This window comes from Aquipuribacter nitratireducens (assembly GCF_037860835.1).
Classification (GTDB): Bacteria; Actinomycetota; Actinomycetes; order Actinomycetales; family JBBAYJ01; genus Aquipuribacter; species Aquipuribacter nitratireducens.
Window position 1 is genome coordinate 1 of record NZ_JBBEOG010000001.1, and the last position, 23,449, is coordinate 23,449.

At 74.9% G+C, this 23,449-nt stretch carries 19 protein-coding genes, 1 tRNA gene and 1 pseudogene; 19 read left to right on the plus strand and 2 right to left on the minus strand.

The window, feature by feature from the left end; translation table 11 throughout:
• Positions 1–997: 997 nt before the first annotated feature.
• The 10 genes from WAB14_RS00005 to WAB14_RS00050 all read left to right on the plus strand — a co-directional run bounded on the left by WAB14_RS00005 (position 998) and on the right by WAB14_RS00050 (position 12,003).
• Positions 998–1,576 (plus strand): hypothetical protein, encoded by a 579-nt coding sequence (locus WAB14_RS00005; RefSeq protein WP_340266143.1) that lies wholly within the window; start codon positions 998–1,000, stop codon positions 1,574–1,576.
• The gene (gene mfd / locus WAB14_RS00010) at positions 1,573–5,247 is read left to right on the plus strand and encodes a transcription-repair coupling factor (RefSeq protein WP_340266145.1); all 3,675 of its coding nucleotides are present in this window, start codon (positions 1,573–1,575) and stop codon (positions 5,245–5,247) included. The genes WAB14_RS00005 and mfd overlap by 4 nt, the downstream gene beginning before the upstream one ends.
• Before the next feature lie 8 nt (positions 5,248–5,255).
• Positions 5,256–5,816 carry a hypothetical protein gene (locus WAB14_RS00015; protein WP_340266147.1) on the plus strand — a complete coding sequence of 187 codons (561 nt, stop codon included), beginning with the start codon at positions 5,256–5,258 and terminating at the stop codon, positions 5,814–5,816.
• Between the two features lie 74 nt (positions 5,817–5,890).
• Positions 5,891–6,622 carry a MazG family protein gene (locus WAB14_RS00020; RefSeq protein WP_340266149.1) on the plus strand — a complete coding sequence of 244 codons (732 nt, stop codon included), beginning with the start codon at positions 5,891–5,893 and terminating at the stop codon, positions 6,620–6,622.
• 54 nt (positions 6,623–6,676) lie between these two features.
• The gene (locus tag WAB14_RS00025; protein ID WP_340266151.1) at positions 6,677–8,890 is read left to right on the plus strand and encodes a protein kinase domain-containing protein; all 2,214 of its coding nucleotides are present in this window, start codon (positions 6,677–6,679) and stop codon (positions 8,888–8,890) included.
• Positions 8,891–9,003: 113 nt separating this feature from the next.
• Positions 9,004–10,287, plus strand: coding sequence for a phosphopyruvate hydratase (gene eno, locus WAB14_RS00030; RefSeq protein WP_340266153.1), 1,284 nt, complete (start codon positions 9,004–9,006; stop codon positions 10,285–10,287).
• 15 nt (positions 10,288–10,302) lie between these two features.
• On the plus strand, positions 10,303–10,833 hold the full coding sequence (locus WAB14_RS00035) for an FtsB family cell division protein (protein WP_340266155.1): 531 nt from the start codon (positions 10,303–10,305) through the stop codon (positions 10,831–10,833).
• A complete protein-coding gene (locus WAB14_RS00040; protein ID WP_340266157.1) occupies positions 10,826–11,326 on the plus strand; it encodes a DUF501 domain-containing protein in 501 nt (166 codons plus the stop codon). The genes WAB14_RS00035 and WAB14_RS00040 overlap by 8 nt, the downstream gene beginning before the upstream one ends.
• Before the next feature lie 33 nt (positions 11,327–11,359).
• Positions 11,360–11,614 (plus strand): type II toxin-antitoxin system VapB family antitoxin, encoded by a 255-nt coding sequence (locus WAB14_RS00045; protein WP_340266159.1) that lies wholly within the window; start codon positions 11,360–11,362, stop codon positions 11,612–11,614.
• Positions 11,614–12,003: a type II toxin-antitoxin system VapC family toxin gene (locus WAB14_RS00050; RefSeq protein ID WP_340266161.1), complete on the plus strand. Its 390-nt coding sequence runs from the start codon at positions 11,614–11,616 to the stop codon at positions 12,001–12,003. Before WAB14_RS00045 ends, WAB14_RS00050 begins: the two co-directional genes overlap by 1 nt.
• Positions 12,004–12,688: 685 nt before the next feature.
• Here the strand turns inward: WAB14_RS00050 and WAB14_RS00055 are convergent.
• Positions 12,689–14,194, minus strand: coding sequence for a phytoene desaturase family protein (locus tag WAB14_RS00055; RefSeq protein WP_340266163.1), 1,506 nt, complete (start codon positions 14,192–14,194; stop codon positions 12,689–12,691).
• A gap of 38 nt (positions 14,195–14,232) precedes the next feature.
• Here WAB14_RS00055 and WAB14_RS00060 point away from each other — a divergent pair, with 38 nt between their 5' ends.
• The 9 genes and pseudogenes from WAB14_RS00060 to WAB14_RS00100 all read left to right on the plus strand — a co-directional run bounded on the left by WAB14_RS00060 (position 14,233) and on the right by WAB14_RS00100 (position 22,652).
• Positions 14,233–15,174: a Ppx/GppA phosphatase family protein gene (locus tag WAB14_RS00060; RefSeq protein WP_340266165.1), complete on the plus strand. Its 942-nt coding sequence runs from the start codon at positions 14,233–14,235 to the stop codon at positions 15,172–15,174.
• A gap of 57 nt (positions 15,175–15,231) precedes the next feature.
• Entirely contained in the window at positions 15,232–15,876 is a 645-nt protein-coding gene (locus WAB14_RS00065; RefSeq protein ID WP_340266167.1) for a TetR/AcrR family transcriptional regulator, read from the plus strand.
• Positions 15,873–16,868 (plus strand): ABC transporter ATP-binding protein, encoded by a 996-nt coding sequence (locus tag WAB14_RS00070; protein WP_340266169.1) that lies wholly within the window; start codon positions 15,873–15,875, stop codon positions 16,866–16,868. Before WAB14_RS00065 ends, WAB14_RS00070 begins: the two co-directional genes overlap by 4 nt.
• Positions 16,865–17,740: an ABC transporter permease subunit gene (locus WAB14_RS00075; RefSeq protein WP_340266171.1), complete on the plus strand. Its 876-nt coding sequence runs from the start codon at positions 16,865–16,867 to the stop codon at positions 17,738–17,740. Before WAB14_RS00070 ends, WAB14_RS00075 begins: the two co-directional genes overlap by 4 nt.
• Before the next feature lie 35 nt (positions 17,741–17,775).
• Positions 17,776–18,534: a uracil-DNA glycosylase gene (locus tag WAB14_RS00080; RefSeq protein ID WP_340266173.1), complete on the plus strand. Its 759-nt coding sequence runs from the start codon at positions 17,776–17,778 to the stop codon at positions 18,532–18,534.
• Positions 18,535–18,649: 115 nt separating this feature from the next.
• A pseudogene (locus WAB14_RS18185) lies at positions 18,650–21,145 on the plus strand (putative bifunctional diguanylate cyclase/phosphodiesterase); the annotation flags it as partial.
• 117 nt (positions 21,146–21,262) lie between these two features.
• Positions 21,263–21,336: transfer RNA gene (locus WAB14_RS00090), tRNA-Leu, on the plus strand.
• Positions 21,337–21,488: 152 nt separating this feature from the next.
• Entirely contained in the window at positions 21,489–22,304 is an 816-nt protein-coding gene (locus WAB14_RS00095) for a Bax inhibitor-1/YccA family protein (RefSeq protein WP_340266177.1), read from the plus strand.
• 36 nt (positions 22,305–22,340) lie between these two features.
• On the plus strand, positions 22,341–22,652 hold the full coding sequence (locus WAB14_RS00100; protein ID WP_340266179.1) for a hypothetical protein: 312 nt from the start codon (positions 22,341–22,343) through the stop codon (positions 22,650–22,652).
• Here WAB14_RS00100 and WAB14_RS00105 read toward each other — a convergent pair.
• Positions 22,649–23,263 carry a GNAT family N-acetyltransferase gene (locus WAB14_RS00105; RefSeq protein WP_340266181.1) on the minus strand — a complete coding sequence of 205 codons (615 nt, stop codon included), beginning with the start codon at positions 23,261–23,263 and terminating at the stop codon, positions 22,649–22,651. The genes WAB14_RS00100 and WAB14_RS00105 overlap by 4 nt on opposite strands.
• Positions 23,264–23,449: the final 186 nt, after the last annotated feature.

Consider the following 23,449-nt stretch of genomic DNA (forward strand, 5'->3'; position numbering starts at 1 on the left):
TTCCCCGGCCTCAAGCGGCGCCTCGGCGCGTCACCTCCGCACCACACTCAATGGCGAAGAGCCGGTTTGCGCACCGGGAACTTCACTGCTTCCGGACCCTGACCGCGGGTCGCTCGCCCTGACCCGCAGTCACCGCTCACGAGCGGTGAGGATCGTGACTCACCTCGCGCGTGAACCTCGCGAGGTTGCTTGGGCAATTTGTCCCGCGACGTGAGTACCCGGCAGTACCGTCAGCACAACTGAGGGCCACAGCACCCTCTCGACAGGGGACGGGGTCCACGATGTCAGGACAAGACGACGGCATCGAGCGGCGTGGCGTGCTGAAGGGTGCCGTGGCAGTCGGCGGCGCCGCACTGTGGACCGTGCCCACGGCCCAGGTGATCGCCGTTAGCAGTGCCAGCGCCCAGGCGACCAGCGCTGTCCCGACCGACATCACGTCTCCGCCCGTCGGGGGCACACCTGAGCCGTCCGTGACGACGACGCAACCGCCCACGTCACACCCCCCCACCTCCACCGGGTCCACCACTGCTCCGTCTGCGTCGGGCACGACCAAGATTCCGGACGGGGGAGTGTCCGGGAGCATGACGTCCGCCGCCCCTCTCCCGACGTCGTCGACTGGGTCGCCGGCGAGCACGGTCGGCGGGTCGAGGTCTGACACCGGCGCTCTCGCTCGGACCGGTGTGTCGGTCGTCGGCGCGTCGGTGCTCGGAGCAGGCCTCGTCGCTGCTGGCAGCGCCGCAGTCAAGGCCAGCGGAACCGGGCGGCACGCTCGTGAGCCCGGTGCTCCCCAGGTCGACGACCCCGAGGTGTGAGGTCCGGCGGCGACGGCCGGCGATGGTCGTCCGAACGCGAGACTCGCGGTCTCCGATGATGACGCAGTGCAGGACATATCGCCCCAGCCCGCTCCTAACCACGTGCCGGGGTAAGGCTCTCGTCCGGTCCCAGTGGTCGTGCGTGGCTCCTGCCCGCGGCGGCGGCCGCCGCCGCCCTCGCCGTCGTGTTCGGGGTCCTCGCCCTCGATCTCGTCGCCGGCTACCCCTCCGGCGACCTCGTCCGCGACCCGGCGACGGTGACCGGCGCCCGGTGGTGGACCGGTGACGCGGCGATGCTCAACGCGACGGCGTGGGGGATCGCCGCCGCCCTCGGCACCTTCGTCGCCCACCTGCGGCCCGACCACCGTCGCGGCCTCCTGCTGTTCGCTGTGCTCTCGGCGGCGCTCATGGTCGACGACACACTCCAGACCAAGGAGCTCGTCGCCCGGGTCGAGATCCCCGAGGAGGTCGTGCTCGCCGGCTACGCGGTCGTGGCCCTCGTGACCGCGTGGCTGCTGCGCCCGGCCCGGACCGGCGCCGGAGGCTGGTGCCTGCTCGCGGCCGGCGGCCTCATCGGGCTCTCCGTCGTCGCTGACGTGCTGCGCGGGGAGAGCGCCCCGTCGCTCGTCCTCCTCGAGCTCGCCCCGCTGTTCGTCGGCACGGCCGTGTGGGCGTGCGTCCCGGTGCTCGTGCACGCGGCGCCGTCCGAGGGAGGACCTATCCTCGACGGGAACGTGTCGCCCCCCTCTCCGCAGGAGCCATGACCCTCACCGGCCTGCTGCCGGTCCTCACCGAGGACCCGGCCGTCACCGATCTGCTCGCCCTCGCCTCGCCCGACCGCGACGACGACGCGGGCGCCGTCGACCTCACGTGCGCCGAGGGCCTGCGCGCCCCGCTGCTCGCGGCCCTCACGCAGCACCGGCCGCTGCTCGTCGTCACCTCCACCGCTCGCGAGGCCGACGACGCCGTCCGCGCGCTGCGCAGCTTCCTCGAGCCGCGGATCCAGGACCAGGTCGTCGGCTTCCCCGCGTGGGAGACGCTGCCCCACGAGCGGCTCAGCCCCCGCAGCGACACCGTCGCCGAGCGCCTGCAGGTGCTGCGGCGCCTCGCCCACCCGGACGAGAACACGCCCGTCCGGGTCGTCGTCGCACCCGTCCGCTCGCTCATGCAGCCGTTCGCGGCCAACCTCGGCGACCTGCCCGAGACCCGCCTGCGGGTCGGGGACCGGGTCGACCTCGACGACCTCGTCCGCGGCCTCGTCGGCGCGGCCTACCACCGCGTCGACATGGTGGAGCGGCGCGGGGAGATGGCCGTCCGCGGCGGCATCGTCGACGTGTTCCCGCCCACCGCGCCGCACCCGGTCCGCGTCGAGCTGTGGGGCGACGAGGTCGAGGAGCTCCGCGAGTTCGCCGTCGCCGACCAGCGCAGCCTCGGGCCGGTCGAGGAGCTCGTCGCCCCGCCGTGCCGGGAGCTGCTCCTCACCGACGACGTCCGCGCCCGCGCCGCCGAGCTCGCCCAGCGCCTGCCCGGCGCGCAGGAGATGCTCGAGAAGCTCGCCGAGGGCGCCGCCGTCGAGGGCATGGAGGCGTTCGTCCCCGTCCTCGTCGAGCGCATGACGACGCTGCTCGACGCCGTCCCCCGCGGCACCCTCGTCGTCACCGTCGAGCCCGCCCGCGTCGAGGGCCGCGCCGCCGACCTCATCGCGACGGGGGAGGAGTTCCTCGACGCCGCCTGGTCGAACGCGAGCGCCGGCGGCGCCACCCCGCTCGACCTCCGCGACTCCGGCCTCGCCACCGGTGCGTTCCGCACCGTCGAGGAGCTCCACGAGCACGCGACGACCCTCGGCCTGCCGTGGTGGAGCGCGACGACGCTCGCTGCCGACGCCGAGGTCCGTGACGTCCGCGACAACCGCCTCGTCACCGTGCCCGGCCGCGACGTCCACGGCTACCGCGGCGACCTCGACGCCGCCGCCACCGACCTCGCCGCCCACGTGCGCGACGGCTGGCGCCTCGTCGCCGTCACCGAGGGCCACGGCCCCGCCGAGCACCTCGTGCAGGTCCTCGGCCGTGCGGACGTGCCCGCCCGCCTCGTCGACACGCTCACCGCGCCGCCCGAGCCCGGTGTCGTCCACGTGACGTGCGCGGAGGTCCTCCACGGCTTCGTCGGCGAGGAGCTCAAGGTCGCCCTCCTCACCGAGAGCGACCTCGCCGGGCAGCGCACGAGCACCCGCGACATGCGGAAGATGCCGTCGCGGCGCCGCAACGCCGTCGACCCCCTCACGCTGCAGCCCGGCGACTTCGTCGTCCACGAGCAGCACGGCATCGGCCGCTTCGTCGAGATGACGCAGCGCACCATCCAGGGCGCCACCCGCGAGTACCTCGTCCTGGAGTACGCGCCGAGCCGGCGCGGGCAGCCCGGCGACCGCGTCTTCGTCCCCACCGACGCCCTCGACCAGGTGAGCCGCTACGTCGGCGGCGAGACCCCGTCGCTGAACAAGATGGGCGGCGCGGACTGGCAGAAGGCGAAGGGCCGCGCCCGCAAGGCCGTCAAGCAGATCGCCGGGGAGCTCATCCAGCTGTACAGCGCCCGCATGGCGAGCGTCGGGCACGCCTTCGGCCCCGACACCGTGTGGCAGCGCGAGCTCGAGGACGCCTTCCCCTACACCGAGACCCCGGACCAGCTCGCGAGCATCGACGAGGTCAAGGCCGACATGGAGAAGAAGGTCCCGATGGACCGGCTCGTGTGCGGCGACGTCGGCTACGGCAAGACGGAGATCGCGCTCCGCGCGGCGTTCAAGGCCGTGATGGACGGCAAGCAGGTCGCCGTGCTCGTCCCCACGACGCTGCTCGTCCAGCAGCACCTGTCGACGTTCTCCGAGCGCTACGCCGGCTACCCGGTCGTCGTGCGTGCCCTGTCCCGCTTCAGCAGCGAGGCGGAGGCGAAGGCCGTCGTCGAGGGCGTCGCCGACGGCTCCGTCGACGTCGTCATCGGCACCCACCGCCTGCTGTCCGGGTCCGTCCGGTTCAAGGACCTCGGGCTCGTCGTCATCGACGAGGAGCAGCGCTTCGGCGTCGAGCACAAGGAGCAGCTGAAGACACTCCGCACGAACGTCGACGTCCTCGCGATGTCCGCGACCCCGATCCCGCGCACGCTGGAGATGGCGGTCACGGGCATCCGGGAGATGTCGACGCTCGCGACCCCGCCGGAGGAGCGGCACCCGATCCTCACGTACGTGGGCGCGCACGACGACCGGCAGGTCGGTGCCGCCATCCGCCGCGAGCTGCTCCGCGAGGGCCAGGTCTTCTACGTCCACAACCGCGTGCAGGACATCGACCGGGTCGCCGCGCACCTCGGCTCCCTCGTGCCCGACGCCCGCATCCGCGTCGCCCACGGGCAGATGGCGGAGAGCGAGCTCGAGCAGACCGTCGTCGACTTCTGGGAGCGCAAGTTCGACGTCCTCGTCTGCACGACGATCGTCGAGACCGGTCTCGACATCGCCAACGCCAACACCCTCATCGTCGACCGCGCCGAGCGCTTCGGCCTCAGCCAGCTCCACCAGCTGCGCGGACGCGTGGGGCGCGGTCGGGAGCGCGCGTACGCGTACTTCATGTGGAGCCCCGGCACCACCCTCACCGACACCGCCCACGACCGGCTGTCGACGATCGCGGCCAACACCGAGCTCGGTGCCGGCATGCAGGTGGCGATGAAGGACCTCGAGATCCGCGGTGCCGGCAACCTGCTCGGCGCGGAGCAGTCCGGGCACATCGAGGGCGTCGGGTTCGACCTCTACCTCCGCATGGTCGCCGAGGCCGTCACCGAGTACCGGCAGTCCCTGGACGGGGAGCAGGTCGAGGAGGCCGTCGACACGACCCTCGACCTCCCCGTCGACGCCTACCTGCCGCACGACTACGTGCCCGCGGAACGGCTCCGCCTCGACGCCTACCGGCGGCTCGCGACCGCGACGAGCGACGCGGAGGTCGACGAGGTCGCCGCCGACCTGCGCGACCGCTTCGGCGCCGACCCCGAGGGCCGGCTGCCGCAGCCGGTCGAGGCGCTGCTCGCCGTCGCGCGGCTGCGGGTGTTCCTGCGCGGCTACCGCCTCGGCGACGTCAGCGTCCAGGGCAAGTTCCTCCGCCTCGCGCCGGTCGACCTGCCGGAGTCGGCGCGCCTGCGCCTGGAGCGGCTGTACCCGCGCACCATCGTCAAGCAGCAGATCAGTACCATCCTCGTGCCCCTGCCGGGGTCGACGCCGGGGCGGCCCGCCGCAGGCGCCACCTCCGACGACGGCACGCACCTGCTCGGCTGGGTCCGCGACCTCGTGACCGCGGTCCTGCCGGAGCCGGTGCTCGACACGATCGACGTCACGAGCGACACCACGAGCGACCAGAGCAGCCAGAGCAGCCGGCCGGTGGCCACCGCCGCCGCGAAGGGATGACCCGCCCCATGACCCGTCGCCCCGCCTCCCGCGCCGCCCGTGCTGCCCTCGGCAGCGCCACCGTCGCCGGTCTCGTGCTCGCCCTGTCGGCGTGCTCGGCCGCCGGCCCGCCCGGGGCGGCCGCCGTCGTCGACGGCGAGGTCGTGCCCGAGGGCGACGTCCGCGCCGTCCAGCAGGAGCTGCCCCCGGAGATCACCGGCGGGGCGCCCGTGCCGGTGCAGGACATCCTCGCGTTCTTCCTCGTCGAGGACACGGTCCGCGACGTCGCCGCCGAGTACACCGGCGTCATCTCGACCGCCGACGTGCGCCCGCAGCTCGAGCAGGTCGTGGCGCAGTCCGGCGGGGAGCTCGGCGAGCTGTCCGAGCCCACCCTCGAGCTGTTCGCGACGAGCGCGATGCTCAACCAGATCCAGGCGACGGACGTCGCCCGCGAGGAGCTCGAGGCCCGCATCGAGGAGCTCGACGTCGAGGTGAACCCCCGCTACGGCAGCGTCGGCGACGGGCTGCAGGTGCTGCCGCCGGAGTACCCGTGGCTGCGCCCCGCCGGCGAGCTGCCCGTCGAGGGCTGAGCGCCCGGACCGGCACCGCACCACCGACCGCACCACCGACCGCACCACCGATCGCACCCGCCAGGAGCCCGCACGTGACGACGCCGTCCGGCCGTGCGCTGCTCGACGCCGTCGCGGTCATGGACCGGCTCCGCAGCCCCGGCGGCTGCCCGTGGGACCGCGAGCAGACCCACGAGTCGCTCCTGCGCTACCTCGTGGAGGAGGCGTACGAGACCGTCGACGCGGTCGCCGCGCTCACGGCCGCCTCGACCTCCGACGACCCCGCCGCGCGGGCCGACGCCGAGCACGAGCTCGCGGAGGAGCTGGGGGACGTGCTCCTCCAGGTGCTGTTCCACGCGCGCGTCGCGCAGGAGCGCGGCGCCTTCGACGTCGACGACGTCGCGCGTCTCCTCGTCGCCAAGCTCGTGCGTCGGCACCCCCACGTGTTCGCCGACGAGGAGCAGGCGACGGGCGACGGCGTCCAGGCCCGCTGGGACGAGCTGAAGGCGGCGGAGAAGCCCGCCCGCGGTCCCGTCGACGGCATCCCGCGGCACCTGCCGGCGCTCGCCCGCACCGACAAGCTCCTCGCCCGCCTCGAGCGGGCCGGGCTCGACCCGGACGCGCTCGTCGTCCCCGAGCCCGCGGCCGGCACCGCGGCGCGCGACGCCGACGCCGAGGTCGGTCGCGTCCTGTTCGAGGTGGTCCGCTCCGCCCGCACCGCGGGCGTCGACCCCGAGGCCGCGCTGCGCGCGCACACCGACCGGGTCGAGCGCGCCGCGCGGGCCGTCCACAGCAGCGCCTCCGCCAGCGACGCCCCCGATACCTGAGTACCGTTTCCGGATGGGGAGACCAGGAGCAGCGACGAGGAGGTCGGAGCGCACGTGATCGGTGCTCGCCCCGTCCTCGACGGGCGCTACGAGCTCGGGGAGCCGCTCGGCAGCGGCGGCATGGCGGTCGTCCGCCGCGCCCGGGACCTCCGGCTGGGGCGCGAGGTCGCCGTCAAGCTCCTCTACCCCGAGGTCGCGATCGACCCCGAGGCGATGGCGGCGTTCCGCGCCGAGGCGATGTCCGCGGCCCGGCTCAACCACCCCGGGGTCGTCGCCGTGCACGACGTCGGGGAGGCCGTCGTCGACGGCGCCGCCCGCCCCTACCTCGTCATGGAGATGATCGAGGGGCAGCCGCTGTCGCACCTGCTCGTCGACGGCACGCCCCTCACCGTCGAGAGGTCCCTCGAGATCGGCGTCGACGTCACGAGCGCACTCGCCCACGCCCACGAGCGCGGGCTCGTCCACCGCGACGTCACCCCCGGCAACCTCATGGTCCTGCGGGACGGCTCCGTGAAGGTCACCGACTTCGGCATCGCACGGGCCATGCCCGCCCTCGTCGTCGACGACAGCGAGGAGGAGTGGACGGAGGAGCTCGCCGAGGCCGGCTCCGGGTTCGGCAACGTCGCGTACCTCAGCCCGGAGCAGGCGCGACGCGGCTTCGTCGACGCCCGCTCCGACCTGTACTCCGTCGGCTGCCTCCTCATGACGATGCTCACCGGCTACCCGCCGTTCCGCGGGTCGGCGAAGGACGTCGTCCGCCACCACCTCCGTACGCTCCCCCCGACGCCGTCGTCGCGGCGGCCCGGGCTCGTGCCCGCGCTCGACGTCATCGTCGGGCGCGCCCTGGAGAAGGACCCGTGGCAGCGGCCCCAGTCGGCCGCCGAGATGCGCCGCGACCTCCTGCAGGTGCTGAGCGAGATCGACGCTCCTGCGGCGTGGGCCGCGGGAGCGCACGGGCTCGCCACCGCCGTCGGCCCGCACGAGCCGCAGCGGCTGTCGGAGATCGTCGACCTCGCCACCCAGCCGGTCGACGCCGCGACCGGGCCGCTGGAGCCGGAGGACCTCGACGACGCGAACGGCGACGGCTCCGCCGTCGAGGCCGGTGCGACCGGGGGACCACTCGGTCCCGGTGGCACCGAGCCGTCCGGACCGCACGGCCCGGACGGGCGGGACGGCCGCGACGCCGACCAGGCCCGTGCCGCGGTCGCCGCCGGCACGGCCGCCGGAGCCGGGGCCGCGGGTGGCGCCGCCACGGGCTCCGCCGCGTCCGCCCGCGGGTCACGCCGCCGGCGCGCCCGCGCCGCCGCGGACCGCGCCCTGCACTCCCGGCGCGGGGCCCTCGCCATCGCCGCGATGGTCGCCCTCGTCCTCGTGAGCGTCGCCCTCGGCGTCCGCGCGTTCCAGACCGGCGACGAGCTCACCGCGACCGGCATCGTCGGGGCGCCCGTCGACGTGCCCCGCACCGCCGGTCTCACCGTCGAGGCGGCGACGGAACGGCTCACCTCCGCGGGGCTCGCCGTCGGCAACACCGAGACGCTGCCGAGCTCGGAGGTGCCGCGCGGCGCCGTCCTCGGCACCGACCCGTCGGCGGGGGAGACCGCACCCACCGGCACCGAGGTGGTCCTCATCATCTCGAGCGGCCCGGACTCCACGTCGGTGCCGAACCTGCGCGGGGACACCCTCGCCCAGGCCCGGGACCGGCTCGCGCAGGCGCGGCTCGAGGTGGGGGAGGTCCTCGAGGTGCCGTCGACGTCCGCGCTCGGCACCGTCATAGAGTCCGACCCCGGCCTCGGCGAGCTGCAGCCGGAGGGCAGCGCCGTCAACCTCATCGTCGCGAGCGGCAGCAACCTCGTGCCGGCCGTCGTCGGGCTCGACCAGGGGGACGCCGTCGCGCAGGTGACGGGCGCCGGCTTCGAGGTGGAGGTCGTGGAGGAGCAGGCGCCGGACCGTCCGGGTCTCGTCATCGACATGCAGCCGGGTGCGGCGACCGACCAGCGGCTCGGCTCGACCGTCACCCTCGTCGTGTCCGCGAGCGCGAACAGCGCCCCGCTGCGGGTCACCGAGACCGCGCGCGCGACGACGACGCAGCGCGCGACCGCCACGGCCACCGCCACGACGACCGCGACGGCCACCGCGACGACGACGGCCACCGCGACGACCACGGCGCTGCGCACGCTCACGAGCACCGTCACCGCGACGAGCACCGTGACGACGACCGTCACCGAGCCGGGAGCGCCTGGTGACCCCGCCCCGCCCGCCGCGCCCTGAGCACGGTGCAGGACGGGCGCGGCGGCGTCGGTAGGCTCGGGTGCCGGTCGGGTACGCCCACCGCCGGAGCCCCCCGCTCACCGGCTCACGCCCCCTGACGAAGGAGCCCTCCCGTGGCCACCATCGAAGCCATCGGCGCCCGCGAGATCCTCGACTCCCGCGGCAACCCCACGGTCGAGGTCGAGGTCGAGCTCGACGACGGCACGCTCGAGCGCGCGGCCGTGCCGTCCGGTGCGAGCACCGGCGCGTTCGAGGCGGTCGAGCGCCGCGACGGCGACTCCTCCCGCTACCTCGGCAAGGGCGTCCAGAACGCCGTCGACGCGGTCCTCGACGAGATCGGTCCCGAGCTCGTCGGGTACGACGCCGACGAGCAGCGCCTCGTCGACCAGGCGATGCTCGACCTCGACGGCACCCCGAACAAGGGCACGATCGGCGCCAACGCGATCCTCGGCGTCTCCCTCGCCGTCGCGAAGGCCGCCGCCGCCTCCGCCGGTCTCCCGCTGTTCCGCTACGTCGGCGGGCCGAACGCGCACGTGCTGCCCGTGCCGATGATGAACATCCTCAACGGCGGCGCCCACGCCGACTCCGGCGTCGACATCCAGGAGTTCATGGTCGCCCCCATCAGCGCGCCGTCGTTCGCCGAGGCCCTGCGGATGGGCGCGGAGACGTACCACGCACTCAAGTCCGTCCTGAAGGCCAAGGGCCTGTCGACCGGGCTCGGCGACGAGGGCGGCTTCGCGCCGAGCGTCGGCAGCAGCCGCGAGGCGCTCGACCTCATCGGCGAGGCCGTCGCCAAGGCCGGCTTCCGGCTCGGCGACGACCTCGTCCTCGCCCTCGACGTCGCCGCGACCGAGCTGCACTCCGACGGCTCCTACCGCTTCGAGGGCGAGGGCCGCACGAGCGAGCAGATGGTCGACTTCTACGCCGACCTCGTCTCCTCCTACCCGCTGGTCTCCATCGAGGACCCGCTCGACGAGGAGGACTGGGAGGGCTGGGCCGCGCTGGTCGACCGCGTGGGCGACAAGGTGCAGATCGTCGGCGACGACCTGTTCGTCACCAACCCGACGCGCCTGCAGCGCGGCATCCAGGCGGGCGCCGCGAACGCGCTGCTCGTGAAGGTCAACCAGATCGGCACGCTGACGGAGACCCTCGACGCCGTCGACCTCGCCCACCGCAACGGCTTCCGCTGCATGATGAGCCACCGCTCCGGCGAGACCGAGGACACGACGATCGCCGACCTCGCCGTCGCGACGAACTGCGGGCAGATCAAGACCGGTGCGCCCGCGCGCACCGACCGCGTCGCGAAGTACAACCAGCTGCTGCGCATCGAGGAGCTCCTCGACGACGCGGCCGTCTACGCCGGTGCGGGCGCCTTCCCCCGTTTCCGGCGCGACTGAGGGCACCATCGGGGCATGACGAGGAGCACGACGGCGCGCGGACGGGGGTCCCGCGCCCCGGTCCGCGCGCCCGCCCGGCAACCCGCCCGGGAGCCGGGCGGGCGCACGCGGCGCGTCGTCGTCCTCCTCGCCCTGGGCGTCGTGTTCGCCCTCGTCCTCGCCCCGCCCATGCGGCTGTTCGTCGAGCAGCAGCGCGACATCCGCGGGCTCCGCGCCGAGATCGCGCAGGGCGAGGCCGACGTCGCGGCCCTGCAGGAGCAGGTCGACCTGTGGCACGACGACGCCTACGTGGCCGCCCAGGCGCGCGAGCGGCTCGGCATGGTGCGCCCCGGGGAGGTCGGCTACGTCGTGCCCGCCCCGCCGGAGACCTCCGACGCCGCGGCCTCGGAGGACGTGCTCGAGCGGCCCGACGCCGCGCCCGAGGGCACGTGGTACGGGCGGCTGTGGTCGAGCGTCGAGGCCGTCGGTGCCGGCGCCGCGGGCGACCCCGTGCTCGACGCCCCGGTCGTGTCCGACTCCTCGACCACGCCCGCGACCGGTGACTGAGCCGACCGGCGCCGCGGTCGACCCCGGCGACGTCGAGGCGGTGTCGGCGCAGCTCGGCCGGCCCGCCCGCGGTGTCGTCGCGGTCGCCCACCGCTGCCCGTGCGGGCGCCCCGACGTCGTGCGGACCGCCCCGCGCCTGCCCGACGGCACGCCCTTCCCGACCTCGTACTACCTCACGTGCCCGCGAGCGACGGGTGCCGTCAGCACGCTGGAGTCCCAGGGGCTCATGCGGGAGATGACGGAGCGCCTCGGCGACGACGAGGAGCTCGCCGCCCGGTACCGGGCGGCCCACGAGCACTACCTCGCGCAGCGCGCCGAGCTCGGGGACGTGCCGGAGATCGACGGGGTGAGCGCCGGCGGCATGCCGACGCGGGTGAAGTGCCTCCACGTGCTCGTCGCCCACGCCCTCGCGGCCGGGCCCGGCGTGAACCCGCTGGGCGACGAGGCCGTCGACGCGCTGCCGGAGTGGTGGGCCGACGGCCCCTGCGTCTAGGTAGACAGGAGGCTGCTCAGGTACCTTGGTGGAATGCCGCTGAGCATCAAGGATCCGGAGACGGACCGCCTCGTCCGCGAGCTGGCGGGCGTGACCGGTGAGAGCATCACGACTGCCGTGGCGAGGGCTGTCCAGGAGCGACTCGATCGCGTCAGAGCGTCTTCCCGCACCGCCGACCGGCGACGTGTGCTCACGGCCATCGCAGAGCGCGTCGCTGCGCTGCCCGTCGTCGATGACCGCCCGCAGGAGGAGCTCGTCCAGTACGACGAGCACGGGCTCCCCGTCTGATGGTCGTCGACACCTCCGCGCTCGCGGCGATCCTCTTCGACGAGCCGGAGCGTGAGGTCTTCATCGGAGCGCTCGCCGAGGCCCCACGAGTACTCGTCTCTACCGGGACGGTGCTGGAGGCGACGATGGTCGTCGAATCCAGGCTCGGGGAGCACGGTGGGCGCGAGCTCGATCTCTTCCTGCACCGCGCGGGCGCGGAGGTCGTCCCTCTGGACCACGAGCACGTCGAGCTCGCCCGGGAGGCCTGGCGACGTTTCGGCAAGGGCCGGCACCCCGCCGCCCTCAACATGGGGGACCTGTTCTCCTACGCGCTCGCTCGCACTACGGGCGAACCGCTGCTGTTCAAGGGCGAGGACTTCTCGAGGAGCGACATCGTCTCCGCACTGTGACGCGGCGGACGACTGTCGCGGGTGTCGACGCCGCTGTGTGGGTACTCCTCCCGTCGATGACCGAGCCCACGGACCCCGTGCCCCGCGACGTCGGCACCGCCGAGCGCCTCGCCGGCCGCCTCGACCGGCCCATGAGCGTGCTCGGGCTCGTCTTCCTGCTCGTCGTCCTCGCCCAGGTCGTCGCGGAGGACCCGGGGCTCCAGCAGGTCCTCACCGTCGTCGGGTGGCTGCTGTGGGGCGTCTTCGTCGGCGAGTTCGTGCTCCGCGCGTGGGTGGCGAAGGACCAGAGGCGGTTCTGGCGGCGCAACTGGTGGCAGGTCGTGTTCCTCGCCGTGCCGTTCCTCCGCTTCGCCCGCGCCCTCACCCTGCTCCGCGTCACGCGCGCCGCGCGAGCCGGTGCCGTGCTGTCCGCCGCCGTCCGAGGCTCGCGCTCCGGCGGGCGGCTGCTGTCCGGGCGGGTGACGTGGCTCGCGCTCGTCACCGCCGTCGTCGTGCTCGCCGTGAGCCAGCTGCTCTACGTGCTCGGGTACTACGACTCCTACGCCGTCGCCCTGCACGAGAGCGCGCTCGCGACCGTCACCGGCACCGCGCTCGACGCCGAGGGCGCGTTCCCCCGCTCGCTCGAGGTCGTGCTCGCCGTGTACTCGGTCGTCGTGTTCGCCACCCTCGCCGGTGCGCTCGGGGCCTACTTCCTCGACCGGCCGCGGGACCGGCCGCTCGACGGGCCCAGCGAGCGCAGCACCGACCGGGCCGCGTGGACCCCGCACATGCCGTGGACGCCCGGACCGGGCGGGGTCGCCGACGAGCAGAGCCAGACGCCCGGCAGCGGCGTGCGGTAGGGGTCCCAGCGGGGAACCGGCCGGGCGAGGACCTGCCACAGGCTCGTCGCGCCGACGGCGACGTCGCCGCCGACGTGCACGGGGTTGTCCCGCGCGAGCTGCGCGGCGGTCCGCACGTGCGTCGCCACGACTGTGTCGCGGAAGCCGGGCGCGTAGCGCTCGATGCGCCGCAGGATCGTCGCGGTGACGTCGACGTCGGACCCGGGCGGGACGTGGCAGTACGCCCACACCGGGTGCAGACCCGCCGGGGCGCGGCTGGCGTCGACGACGGACGGCTGCACGAGGAGGACGAACGGCTCGTCGGCGTGCCGGCCGTCGGCGACCTGCGCCTCGGCGTGCGCGACCTCCGCGGCGGGGCCGCCGAGGTGGACCGTGCCTGCCCGGCGGGCACGCGGGTCGGCCCAGGGGATGGGCTCGCTGGTGACGACGTGGAGGGTGCTCGCGCCCGGGCCGTACCGGTAGCGGCGCAGCGCCCGGCGGTACGACGCGGGGAGCCGGTCCCCGCCGAGGGTGTCGAGTTGGGCGGGGGAGAGGTCGAGGAGGACAGCGCGGGCGGGTGGCAGGTCCCGCAGGTCCCGCACCCACGCGCCGGTGCGGACGGTCGCGCCGCGCCGGCGGAGGTCGGCGACGACGGCGTCGGCGATGCCCTGGCTGCCGCCCTCGACGACCGGCCAGCCGACGGCCTGCCCGAGCACGGTGAGGAGCATCCCCGCCGCCGCGGGTGCCGTGGCGGCGACGGGGTGCTCGAGGCGCTGGGCGGTGTGGGCGGCGCTGCCGGTGAGGAGGGCAGCGGGGGCGCTGCCGCGGAACCGGGCGGCGAACACGCGCGGCCCGCCCGCGATCGCGAGGCCGAAGCGGGCGAGGGTGACGAGCGCCGCCGGGTCCGCCGGGACGCCCCGCAGCCGCGACGTGAGCGCGTCGGTGAGCGTGCGGGCGTCGTCGACGAGGGGCCCGACGACGCGCCGCCACCGCTGCCCGTCACCGGGGTGGAGGTCGTCGAGGTCGACGACGGTGTCGTCGACGCGGCGGTGCAGCACCGCGAACCGGTCGCCCGCCATGGCGTGCGCGAGCGGGATCTCGGGCTGCAGGAGCCGCACGCCGTGCGCCTGCAGGTCGAAGCCGGAGCCGTCCGGACCGCCGCCCGGCGCGAAGAAGGGGGCCGCGGCGGCGAGCGGGTGCGCCGCGGAGCACACGTCGTGGACGACGCCCGGCACGGTGAGCGCCGCGCTGCGGGTGCCCCCGCCGAGGGTGTCGGCCCCCTCGAGCACCTCGACGTCGAGACCCGCGCTCGCGAGCGTCCACGCGGCGGCGAGCCCGTTCGGTCCCGAGCCCACGACGACCGCGTCCCTCACCCGCCCAGCCTCGCAGCCGGGCTGGGAGGATGCGCACCGTGACCCGGGTAGCCGCCGTCGACTGCGGGACCAACTCGATCCGCCTCCTCGTCACCGACCTCGACTCGGCCTCCGGCCGGCAGGACGACGTCGATCGCCGCATGCGGATCGTGCGGCTCGGGGAGGGCGTCGACGCCACCGGCCGGCTGTCCGACGCCGCGCTCGCCCGGACGTTCGCCGCGGTCGAGGAGTACGCGGCGCTCGTGCGGGACCTCGGCGCGGAGGCGGTGCGGTTCGTCGCGACGAGCGCGTCCCGCGACGCGTCGAACGCGAGCGTCTTCGTCGACGGCGTCCGCGAGCGGCTCGGCGTCGAGCCGGAGGTCGCGACGGGCGCGGCGGAGGCGCGGTTGTCGTTCGTCGGCGCCGTCCGCGAGCTCGTCGGGACGGTGGCGGGCCCGTACTGCGTCGTCGACATCGGCGGCGGCTCCACCGAGGTGGTCGTCGGGTCCGGCGACCTCGCCGCACCGCTGCAGGGCCGCTCGGTCGACGTCGGCTGCGTCCGGCTCACCGAGCGGCACCTGCGCTCCGACCCGCCGACGCCGGAGGAGGTGGCGGCGGCCCGCGCCGACGTCGAGGCCGCCCTCGACGTCGTCGAGCGCGACGTCGACCTCACCGGCGTCCGGTGCCTCGTCGGGCTCGCCGGGTCGGTGACGACCGTCACCGCCGAGGCCCTCGGCCTCGCGACCTACGACAGCGACCGCATCCACGGCGCCGAGCTCACGGTCGACGACCTCGTCGGCGCCGGACGGCGGCTGCTGCACGCCGACCGGGCGACCCGGGCGGCCCGCGGCTTCATGCACCCGGGCCGCGTCGACGTCATCGGCGCCGGGGCGCTCGTGTGGGAGGCCGTGCTCGAGCGCGTCCGCGCGCGCAGCGGCGTCGTGACGGCGCGGGCGAGCGAGCACGACATCCTCGACGGGATCGCGTGGTCGTGCGTGTGACGCCCCCGAGGGCCACAACGCTAGACGCTGAACGATCGTTCGACTAGCATGCTGAACATGCGTTCAGCGTCGGCCCGGGCGACTCGCGACGACGACGTCACGACGCGGGCGCGGATCCGCGACGCCGCCCTCGTCCGCTTCGGTCGCGACGGTGTCGCCGCGACCGGCGTCCGCGCGGTCGCCGCCGACGCCGGGGTGTCGGCGGGCCTCGTGCTCCACCACTTCGGCAGCAAGGACGGCCTCCGTCGCGCCTGCGACGAGCACGTCGCCACGGTCATCCGGGAGATCAAGGAGGCGCAGGCCGAGGACCCGATGGGCAGCATGGACGGCTGGGTGCAGAAGGTGCACGAGCTGGACTGGCTGCGCGACTACCTCGCGCGCGAGCTCACCGAGGGCGGCGAGCTCGCGGCGACGCTGTTCGCCGACCTCTCCCGCGACGCCGAGGCCTACCTGGCCCGCTGGGAGCAGCACGGTCTCGTGCGGCCCAGCGACGACCCGGCGGTTCGCGCCGCCTACCTCACCGCCACCTCGCTCGGGATGCTCGTGCTCCGGCCCCTGCTCGCCCGACATCTCGGCGTGCCGGACGGCCCGGACGTGCTCGTGCACGTGAGCCGCTCGGCCATGGACCTCTACACCCACGGTCTGTTCGCAGACCCCGCCGTCGGCGAGCAGCTGGCGGCGAAGCTCCAGGAGGGCTCGTGAGCACCCACAGGACCACCGGCACCACCCCCGCGATCCGCACGCGGGCACTGACGAAGACCTACGGCACGCACCGCGGCCTCAGCGGACTCGACCTCGACGTCGAGCGGGGCGAGGTGCTCGGCTTCATCGGTCCCAACGGGGCCGGCAAGTCGACGACCATCCGCCTGCTCCTCGACCTCCTGCGGCCCACCAGCGGCACCGTCGAGGTGCTGGGGCAGGACCCGCGCACCGGCGGTGCCGGCCTGCGACGGCGCATCGGCTACCTCGCGGGCGACCTCGTGCTGCCCGAGCGGATGACGGGCGCCCGCGTCGTCGACCTGCTGACGACGCTGTCCGGCGCGCGCGGCGACGCGACCGTCCGGCGCCGGGTGCTCGACCTCGCCGAGCGGCTCGACCTCGACCTCTCCCGGCCGTCGCGCACCCTGTCGAAGGGCAACCGGCAGAAGATCGGCATCGTGCAGGCGTTCGTGCACGACCCGGAGCTGCTCGTGCTCGACGAGCCGACGAGCGGCCTCGACCCGCTCGTGCAGCAGACGTTCCACGCCCTCGTCCGCGAGGCGGCCGCCCGCGGCGCGACCGTCTTCATGAGCTCGCACATCATCAGCGAGGTCGAGCAGACCGCGGACCGGGTCGCGGTCCTCCGCGAGGGCCGCCTCATCGCGCTCGCGACCGTCCCCGAGCTGCGGGCCCGCTCCTCCCGTCACGTCGAGGTCGAGGTCGACGCCGGCGCGGGCGTCGGCCCCGACGCGCTCGCCGCCGACCTCGCGCTGCAGGGTGCGGCGGTCCGGCCCGCGGTCCACGGCGGCACCCGCGTCGCCGGGGAGTTCCCGGGCGAGCCCGCCGACCTCGTCGCCCGCCTCGCCGCCGCGCCGTGGCGGGAGTCCCTGCGCGACCTCGTCGCCGAGGCGCCGGACCTGGAGGCGGCCGTCCTCCGCTTCTACGCCCCGTCGAGCGCTGCCGACCGGCAGCCGGGAGAGCAGGTGCCCGCATGACCACCACGCCCGCCGGACCCACGACCCAGCCCGCGCCGCCCGCGCCCCGCACGCCGACGAGCCCCTGGCCGGCGCGGCCCCGCCCCCGCGGCCTGCCGCTGCTCGCGACGGGCCTGCGCCAGCGGGCGCGCGGCCTCCTGCTGTGGTCGCTCGGCCTCGCCGCCGTCGTCCTCATGTACCTGCCGCTGTACCCGTCGATCGCGACGACCCTGCAGGAGCAGGTGTCGGCGATGCCGGAGGGTGTCGTCGCCGCCTTCGGCATGGGCGAGACCGACCCCGCCGGCTACGCCCAGACGACGGTCTACGGGTTGCTCGGTGCCGTCCTCGTCATCGTCTTCGCCGTGACCGGGAGCAGCCGGCTCGTCGCCGCCGAGGAGGAGTCGGGTCTGCTCGAGCTCTACCTGTCCCACGGCGTCTCGCGTCAGCGGGTGCTCGCCGAGCGGGCGCTGCTGCTCCTGCTCGAGCTCGTCGTGCTCACCGCGGTCGTCGTCACCCTCACCCTCGTCCTCGGCCCCGGCGCCGACCTCGGCTTCGACGCTCCCCAGGTCCTCGCGGCCGGTGCGGGACTGCTCGGCATCGGGGTGCTCGTCGGCGGCGTCGGCCTGGGCGTGGGCGCCATGACCGGCAGCCGCGGCCTCGCGACGGGCGCCGCCGCGCTCGCCGGAGTCGGCGGCTACCTCGCCAACGTCGTCGCCGACATCGCCGACCTGCCGTGGCTCGAGCGGCTGTCCGCTTTCCACTGGGCCTACGGCCACGAGCCGCTGCGGGCCGGGTTCGACGGCGACGGCGCGGTCCTCCTGCTGTACGGCGTCGCGGCCCTCGCGTACGCGGTGGGTGCGGTGGTGCTCGCGCGGCGGGACGTGGGCGTCTGAACGACCTCGGCCCACCGCCACCGCGAGCCCGTGCGGTGGACCTCGAGGCGCTCGAGCGCGACATCGTCGGCTGCCGTGCGTGCCCGCGTCTGGTCGCCTGGCGCGAGCACGTCGCCGCCACCCGGCGCGCCGCCTTCGCCGACCAGGAGTACTGGGGCCGGCCCGTCCCCGGCTTCGGGGACCCGGCCGCGTCGCTGCTCGTCCTCGGGCTCGCGCCCGCGGCGCACGGCGCCAACCGCACCGGGCGGGTCTTCACCGGCGACCGCTCCGGCGACTTCCTCTTCGCGGCGCTGCACCGGACGGGCTGGGCGAACCAGCCGACGAGCGTGTCCGTCGACGACGGCCTGCGGCTGTCCGGGGCGTGGGTGACGGCGTCGGTGCGCTGCGCCCCGCCCGCCAACGCACCGACGCCCGCGGAGCGGGAGGCGTGCGCGCCGTGGCTCGACGCGGAGGTGCGGCTCCTCGCCCCGACGCTTCGCGCGGTCGTCGTGCTCGGGGCGTTCGGGTGGCAGCAGGGGCTCGGGACGTTCTCACGGCTCGGCTGGCAGGTGCCGCGACCGCGGCCCCGCTTCGCCCACGGGGCGCGGGTCAAGCTGCCGCCCGGACCGGCCGCGCCGCCGGAGGCGCGGCCGCTCACGCTCCTCGGCAGCTACCACGTGAGCCAGCAGAACACCTTCACCGGACGCCTCACGGAGCGGATGCTCGACGACGTCCTCCTCACCGCTCGTGTGGCGGGAGCGGGGACAGAACCGGACGGACCCGTCCCCACCGGGTCAGACCGCGGTGACGTGTGACGACACTGCGCAGGTAGTTGCGGCGTTTCCCGGGCGGTCACCCCCTGTGACCGTGTTGACTCCGAGCGTGGGATTCCCCTGGCCGGCACCGGCACTCCTCGTGCCCCCGTCCGGGATGGCCGTGGCGCTGCTGCCGCCGGGCCCGACCCGCACGACGCTGTGGGTGCTCCTCGCGCTCGTCTGCGTCGTCGCGGTGTGGGGCGGTCGCTGGCAGGGCCGGGTCCAGCCGTGGCGGTGGCTCGCCGCCGGTCTCCTCCTGCTCGTCGTGAGCGAGGTGCTCCGCGGGGCGGCGCTCCCCGAGGCCGCGTCGGGGACCTCGCTGGCGCTCCTCGTCCGCCTCACCGCCTACCTCCCGCTGCTGGTCGGGGCCCTCGCCGTCACCGAGGCCGCGCCGCGACGCTCCGGCGGCTGGGTCGTGCTCGACGCGACGATCGTCGTGTGCGCCGTCCTCGCGCTCACCGTCCTCGTCCTCGCCGACGGCCGCTCCGACGGCCTGCCGCTGCTCGTCCTGCCCGTCCTCGACGTCGTCGTGCTCGTGTGCGCGGTGCCCGTGCTCGCCCCGGCCGCCCGCGGCCCGTCCCAGCTGCTGCTCGTCGCCGGCCTGCTGGGGATCGTCGTCACCGACACGCTCGTCCTCCTCGGGGCGACCTTCGACCGGGTGACGGGCCCCGGCGCGGCCGGGACGCTGCTCGCCTCGCTCGTCCTCCTCGCCCTGGCCGCCCGGCACCCGAGCGCGGCGCTCCTGCACCGCCTCGCCGCGCAGCGCGCGGCCCGGCTGCTCGACGGTGGCGACCGCCCCGAGGGCGAGCGCCGCGTCAGCCCGCGCCGGCTGCTCCTGCTCGCCGTCGGTCTCGTCGCGGCGCCCCTGCTGCTGTTCGCGGGCATCCTCGACCTGTTGCCGCGCACCGCCCGCCCCGCGCTCGTGCTCGCCTTCGTCGTCTTCGCCCTCGCGGCGCTCCGCCTCGCGCACCTCGTCGCCGAGCTCGTCCGCCACGACGCCGAGCACGCCGCCCACCGTCGCTTCTCCGCCGCGTTCGACCGCTCGCCCGGCGGTCTCGGGCTCGTCGCGGTCTCGGGCCCGGACGCCGGGTGCCTCGTCGAGGTCAACGCGAGCCTGTGCCACGTGCTCGGGCGGGGGTCGTGGGAGCTCGTCGGCGTGCCGGTGACGGCCCTCGTGCACCCCGACGACGACGCCGGCGCCGAGTCGGTCCGGGCGGCGCTCGACGCGGTGTCGGGGCGTCGCGGGGAGCCGCCGGTCGACGACAGCGGTGCGGTGACCGTGCGGCTCGCCGCCGCCGGTCGGCCCCGCTGGGCGACCCTCGACCTCGCGCCGCTGTCGGGCGGGTCGCGGCGCAGTGGCCCGGACGGGCTCGCCGTCCTCCAGGTCGACGACGTCACCGAACGCGTCGACACCGAGGCGCAGCTCGCCCGGCAGGCCCGGCGCGACCCGCTCACCGGGCTGTCGAACCGCCTCGACCTCCTCGAGGTCCTCGCCGCGCACCTTCGGCAGCACGACGACGGCGGTCCGGCCGTCGCGGTCCTCCTGCTCGACCTCGACCGGTTCAAGCTCGTGAACGACGCCCACGGGCACGCCGTCGGCGACGAGCTGCTCGTCGAGGTCGCCGACCGGCTGCGCCGGCTGCGCGTCGACCTCGTCGCGCGGCTCGGCGGGGACGAGTTCGCCGTCGTCGTCCGCGTCGACCAGGAGGACCAGCTGCGGGGGCTGCTCCGGCGCGTCCACCGCCTCCTCGAGCCGGTCGTGCGGCTGAGCCGCGGGGACGTCGTCGTGTCCGCGAGCATCGGCGTGGTCGTGCGGGACGAGCGGGCCGACGCCCCCGGCGCTCCGGACGCCGAGGGCCTCCTGCGCCAGGCCGACATCGCGATGTACCGGGCGAAGGCCGACGGCGGGCAGCGGCACGTGACGTTCGGGCACCGGCTGCAGGCCGACGTCGAGACCCGTCACGAGGTGGAGAACGAGCTGCGCTCCGCCCTCACGCGCGGGGGTCTCCGGGTCGTCTACCAGCCGGTCGTCGACCTCACCGACGGGCGGGTCGTCGCGCACGAGGCCCTCGTCCGGCTGGTCCGTCGGGTGCAGGGCGTGACGGTCGGACCGAGCGAGTTCCTCGAGGTCGCCGAGGAGTCCGGCCTCGTCACCGGCATGGGCGGGTTCGTCATGGCGACGGCCGTCGGGACGGCCGCCCGCGACCACCTCGGCCGGCGGATGGCGGTCAACGTGAGCGGGCGCGAGCTCGCCGAGCCCGACTTCGCCGGGACGGTCCTGCGTCGCCTCGACCGGGCGGGGCTCGCACCGTCCCGGCTCACCGTCGAGGTGACGGAGTCCGCGGTCGTCCCGTGGCTCGACGGGGTCGTGCCGCAGCTGGAGACGCTGCGGCTGGAGGGCGTCGAGGTCGCGCTCGACGACTTCGGCACCGGCTACTCCAGCCTCACCCACCTGCGGGCGCTCCCCGTCGACGTCGTGAAGATCGACCGGTCGTTCGTCGACCGCGTCGTCGTCGACGGACCCGACCGGCGCATCGTCGCCGCCGTCGCCGAGCTCGTCCAGGGGCTCGGCCTGTCGACCGTCGCGGAGGGCATCGAGACACGCGCCCAGCACGAGGTCGTCCGGCTCCTCGGCTGCCGCTACGGGCAGGGCTACCTCTACGGTCGTCCTGCGCCCGGCCTGGCGGGCGCGACGACGGCACCCTGGGCCACGACCGGCCGGGGCGCCGCCCCCGTAGCCCAACCGGCAGAGGCAGGCGCCTTAAAAGCGCAGCAGTACGGGTTCGAGTCCCGTCGGGGGCACTGAGCCGTCCCGGTTCTCATCGTCGTCTCATCCGCGCGGCCCAGGCCGCCCGGGGGTCGGCCAGGTACGCTGATCACCTCGGGAACCCGCGGACACGCTGGGGTGTTACCGAGATGGTGGGCCGTCCCGGCCCGCGACCTGGAGGGAGACCATGCGCAGCAACAACCCCGCGTTCTCGCGGAACGAGGCGTTCACCCGCGGTGGGTACGCCACCTTCGACGTCCAGACGCCGTCGGCGGACCAGCTCGAGGACCAGTACTCGATGCCCTCGCCGGTGCGCGAGCGGGCGATGACGCTCGAGGACGTCGTCACCCGCACGGGCATCATGTTCGCGGTCCTCCTCGCCACGGCGGTGCCGACCTTCTGGGGTCTCGTCACCGGAGCGATCGGGCTCGGTACCGGCTTCCTCCTGACCTTCGGCGGCATGATCGCGGGACTCGTCCTCGGTCTCGTCATCTCCTTCTCGAAGAAGGTCCGCCCCGGCCTCATCGTCACCTACGCCGCCATCGAAGGTCTCTTCGTCGGCGGCATCAGCGCCATCTACACGCTGCGGTTCGGTGACGGGCTCGTCGGGCAGGCCGTGCTCGGCACGCTGGTCGCCTTCGGCGCGATGCTGGTCGCGTACCAGACCGGTCTCATCCGGGCGACGGGGCGCTTCCGGAAGATCCTCATCATCGCGACGATGGGGTACCTGGCCCTCGGCCTCATCAACCTCGTCAGCGTCTTCGTCTTCAACCAGCCCTCGATCTGGTTCGACACCGGCATCCTCGGTATCGGCCTCTCGCTGCTCGGGGTCACGCTCGCCTCGCTGTTCCTCGTCCTCGACTTCGACTTCGTCGAGCAGGGCATCCGGAACCAGCTCCCTCAGCGGTACGCCTGGAGCGCCGCGTTCGGTCTCGTCGTCACGCTCATCTGGCTGTACCTCGAGATCCTGCGCCTGCTCGCCATCCTCCGCGGCTCCGAGTGAGCCGTCGGGCCACAGCCTGACGCACCACCACGACCCGTGCTGCCCCAGCCCCGCTCCGCCGCCGAGGCGGTCGAGCGGGAGGCGGCACGGGTCGTGGCGCGTCTGGACGCCTTGTCGCCGACCCGCGTCCCCGTCGACGTCGTCCGGCCGTGGGTGCAGGATCTCGCCGACGTCGTCCGCGCCGCCGAGGGCCTGCCCCCGCACGCGGTGCCCGACCTCGCGCCGCACGGGTGGGCGGACCTCGTCCGCGTGGTCGTCGGCGACCTCGTGCTGCTGGACCCGGCGGACGAGGAGCCGTGGTGGCAGGTCCGTGAGCTGCTCGAGGGCCTGCGCCGGGCGCTCCCCTAGAAGTCGAGGCGCATGACGACGCGGCGCTTCGTCGGGTGGCTGACGCGCTCGAAGCCCGCGGCCGCGAACACGCCCGCCGTGCCGACGAACACCTCGCCCCACGTCACCTCCTGGCCCGGCTCGGTGAGCATGGGGTACGCCTCGACGGCGGTCGCGCCGTGGCGTCTCGCGTGCTCGGCGGCGGCCGAGGCGAGCGGGTACATGAGCCCGCGCCCGCGGTGGCCCGCGCGCACGGTGAAGCACGTGACCGCCCACACCGTGTCGTCGTCGCGGTCCTCGTGCCGGTCCTTCCACGGGATGCGGAACTGCGGCGAGAAGAGCTTCGGGTAGGCGGTCCGCGGCTCGACGGCCACCCACGCGACGGGCTCGTCGCCGAGGTAGGCGACGAGCCCGCTCGTCTGCGTCGCGTCGGGGTCGTCGCAGCCGGTGCCGACCCGGAGCATCTCCTCGCGCTCCTCCGGCTCGGTGTCGCGCCACAGCCAGCCCGGTACCTTGAACCGCTGGCACAGGCAGCGCGACGGGTACCCGCGCTCGCCGAACACGGCGAGCACGTCGTCGAAGGGCACGTCGTTCGCCGGCACCACCCGGACGTCGGGAACCGTGCGAGGCATGCAGGCGACGCTACGCGCGGGCACCGACGGTCGGGCCTGCGCCACCAACCACTGTCCCGCAGGGGTTGTAGCGCCGGATCGGCCGGATTCGCGTCGACAACCCCAGTCCCGCAGGGGTTGTAGCGCCGGATCGGCCGGATTCACGTCCACAATCCCTGTCCCGCAGGGCTTATGGCGCCGGATCGG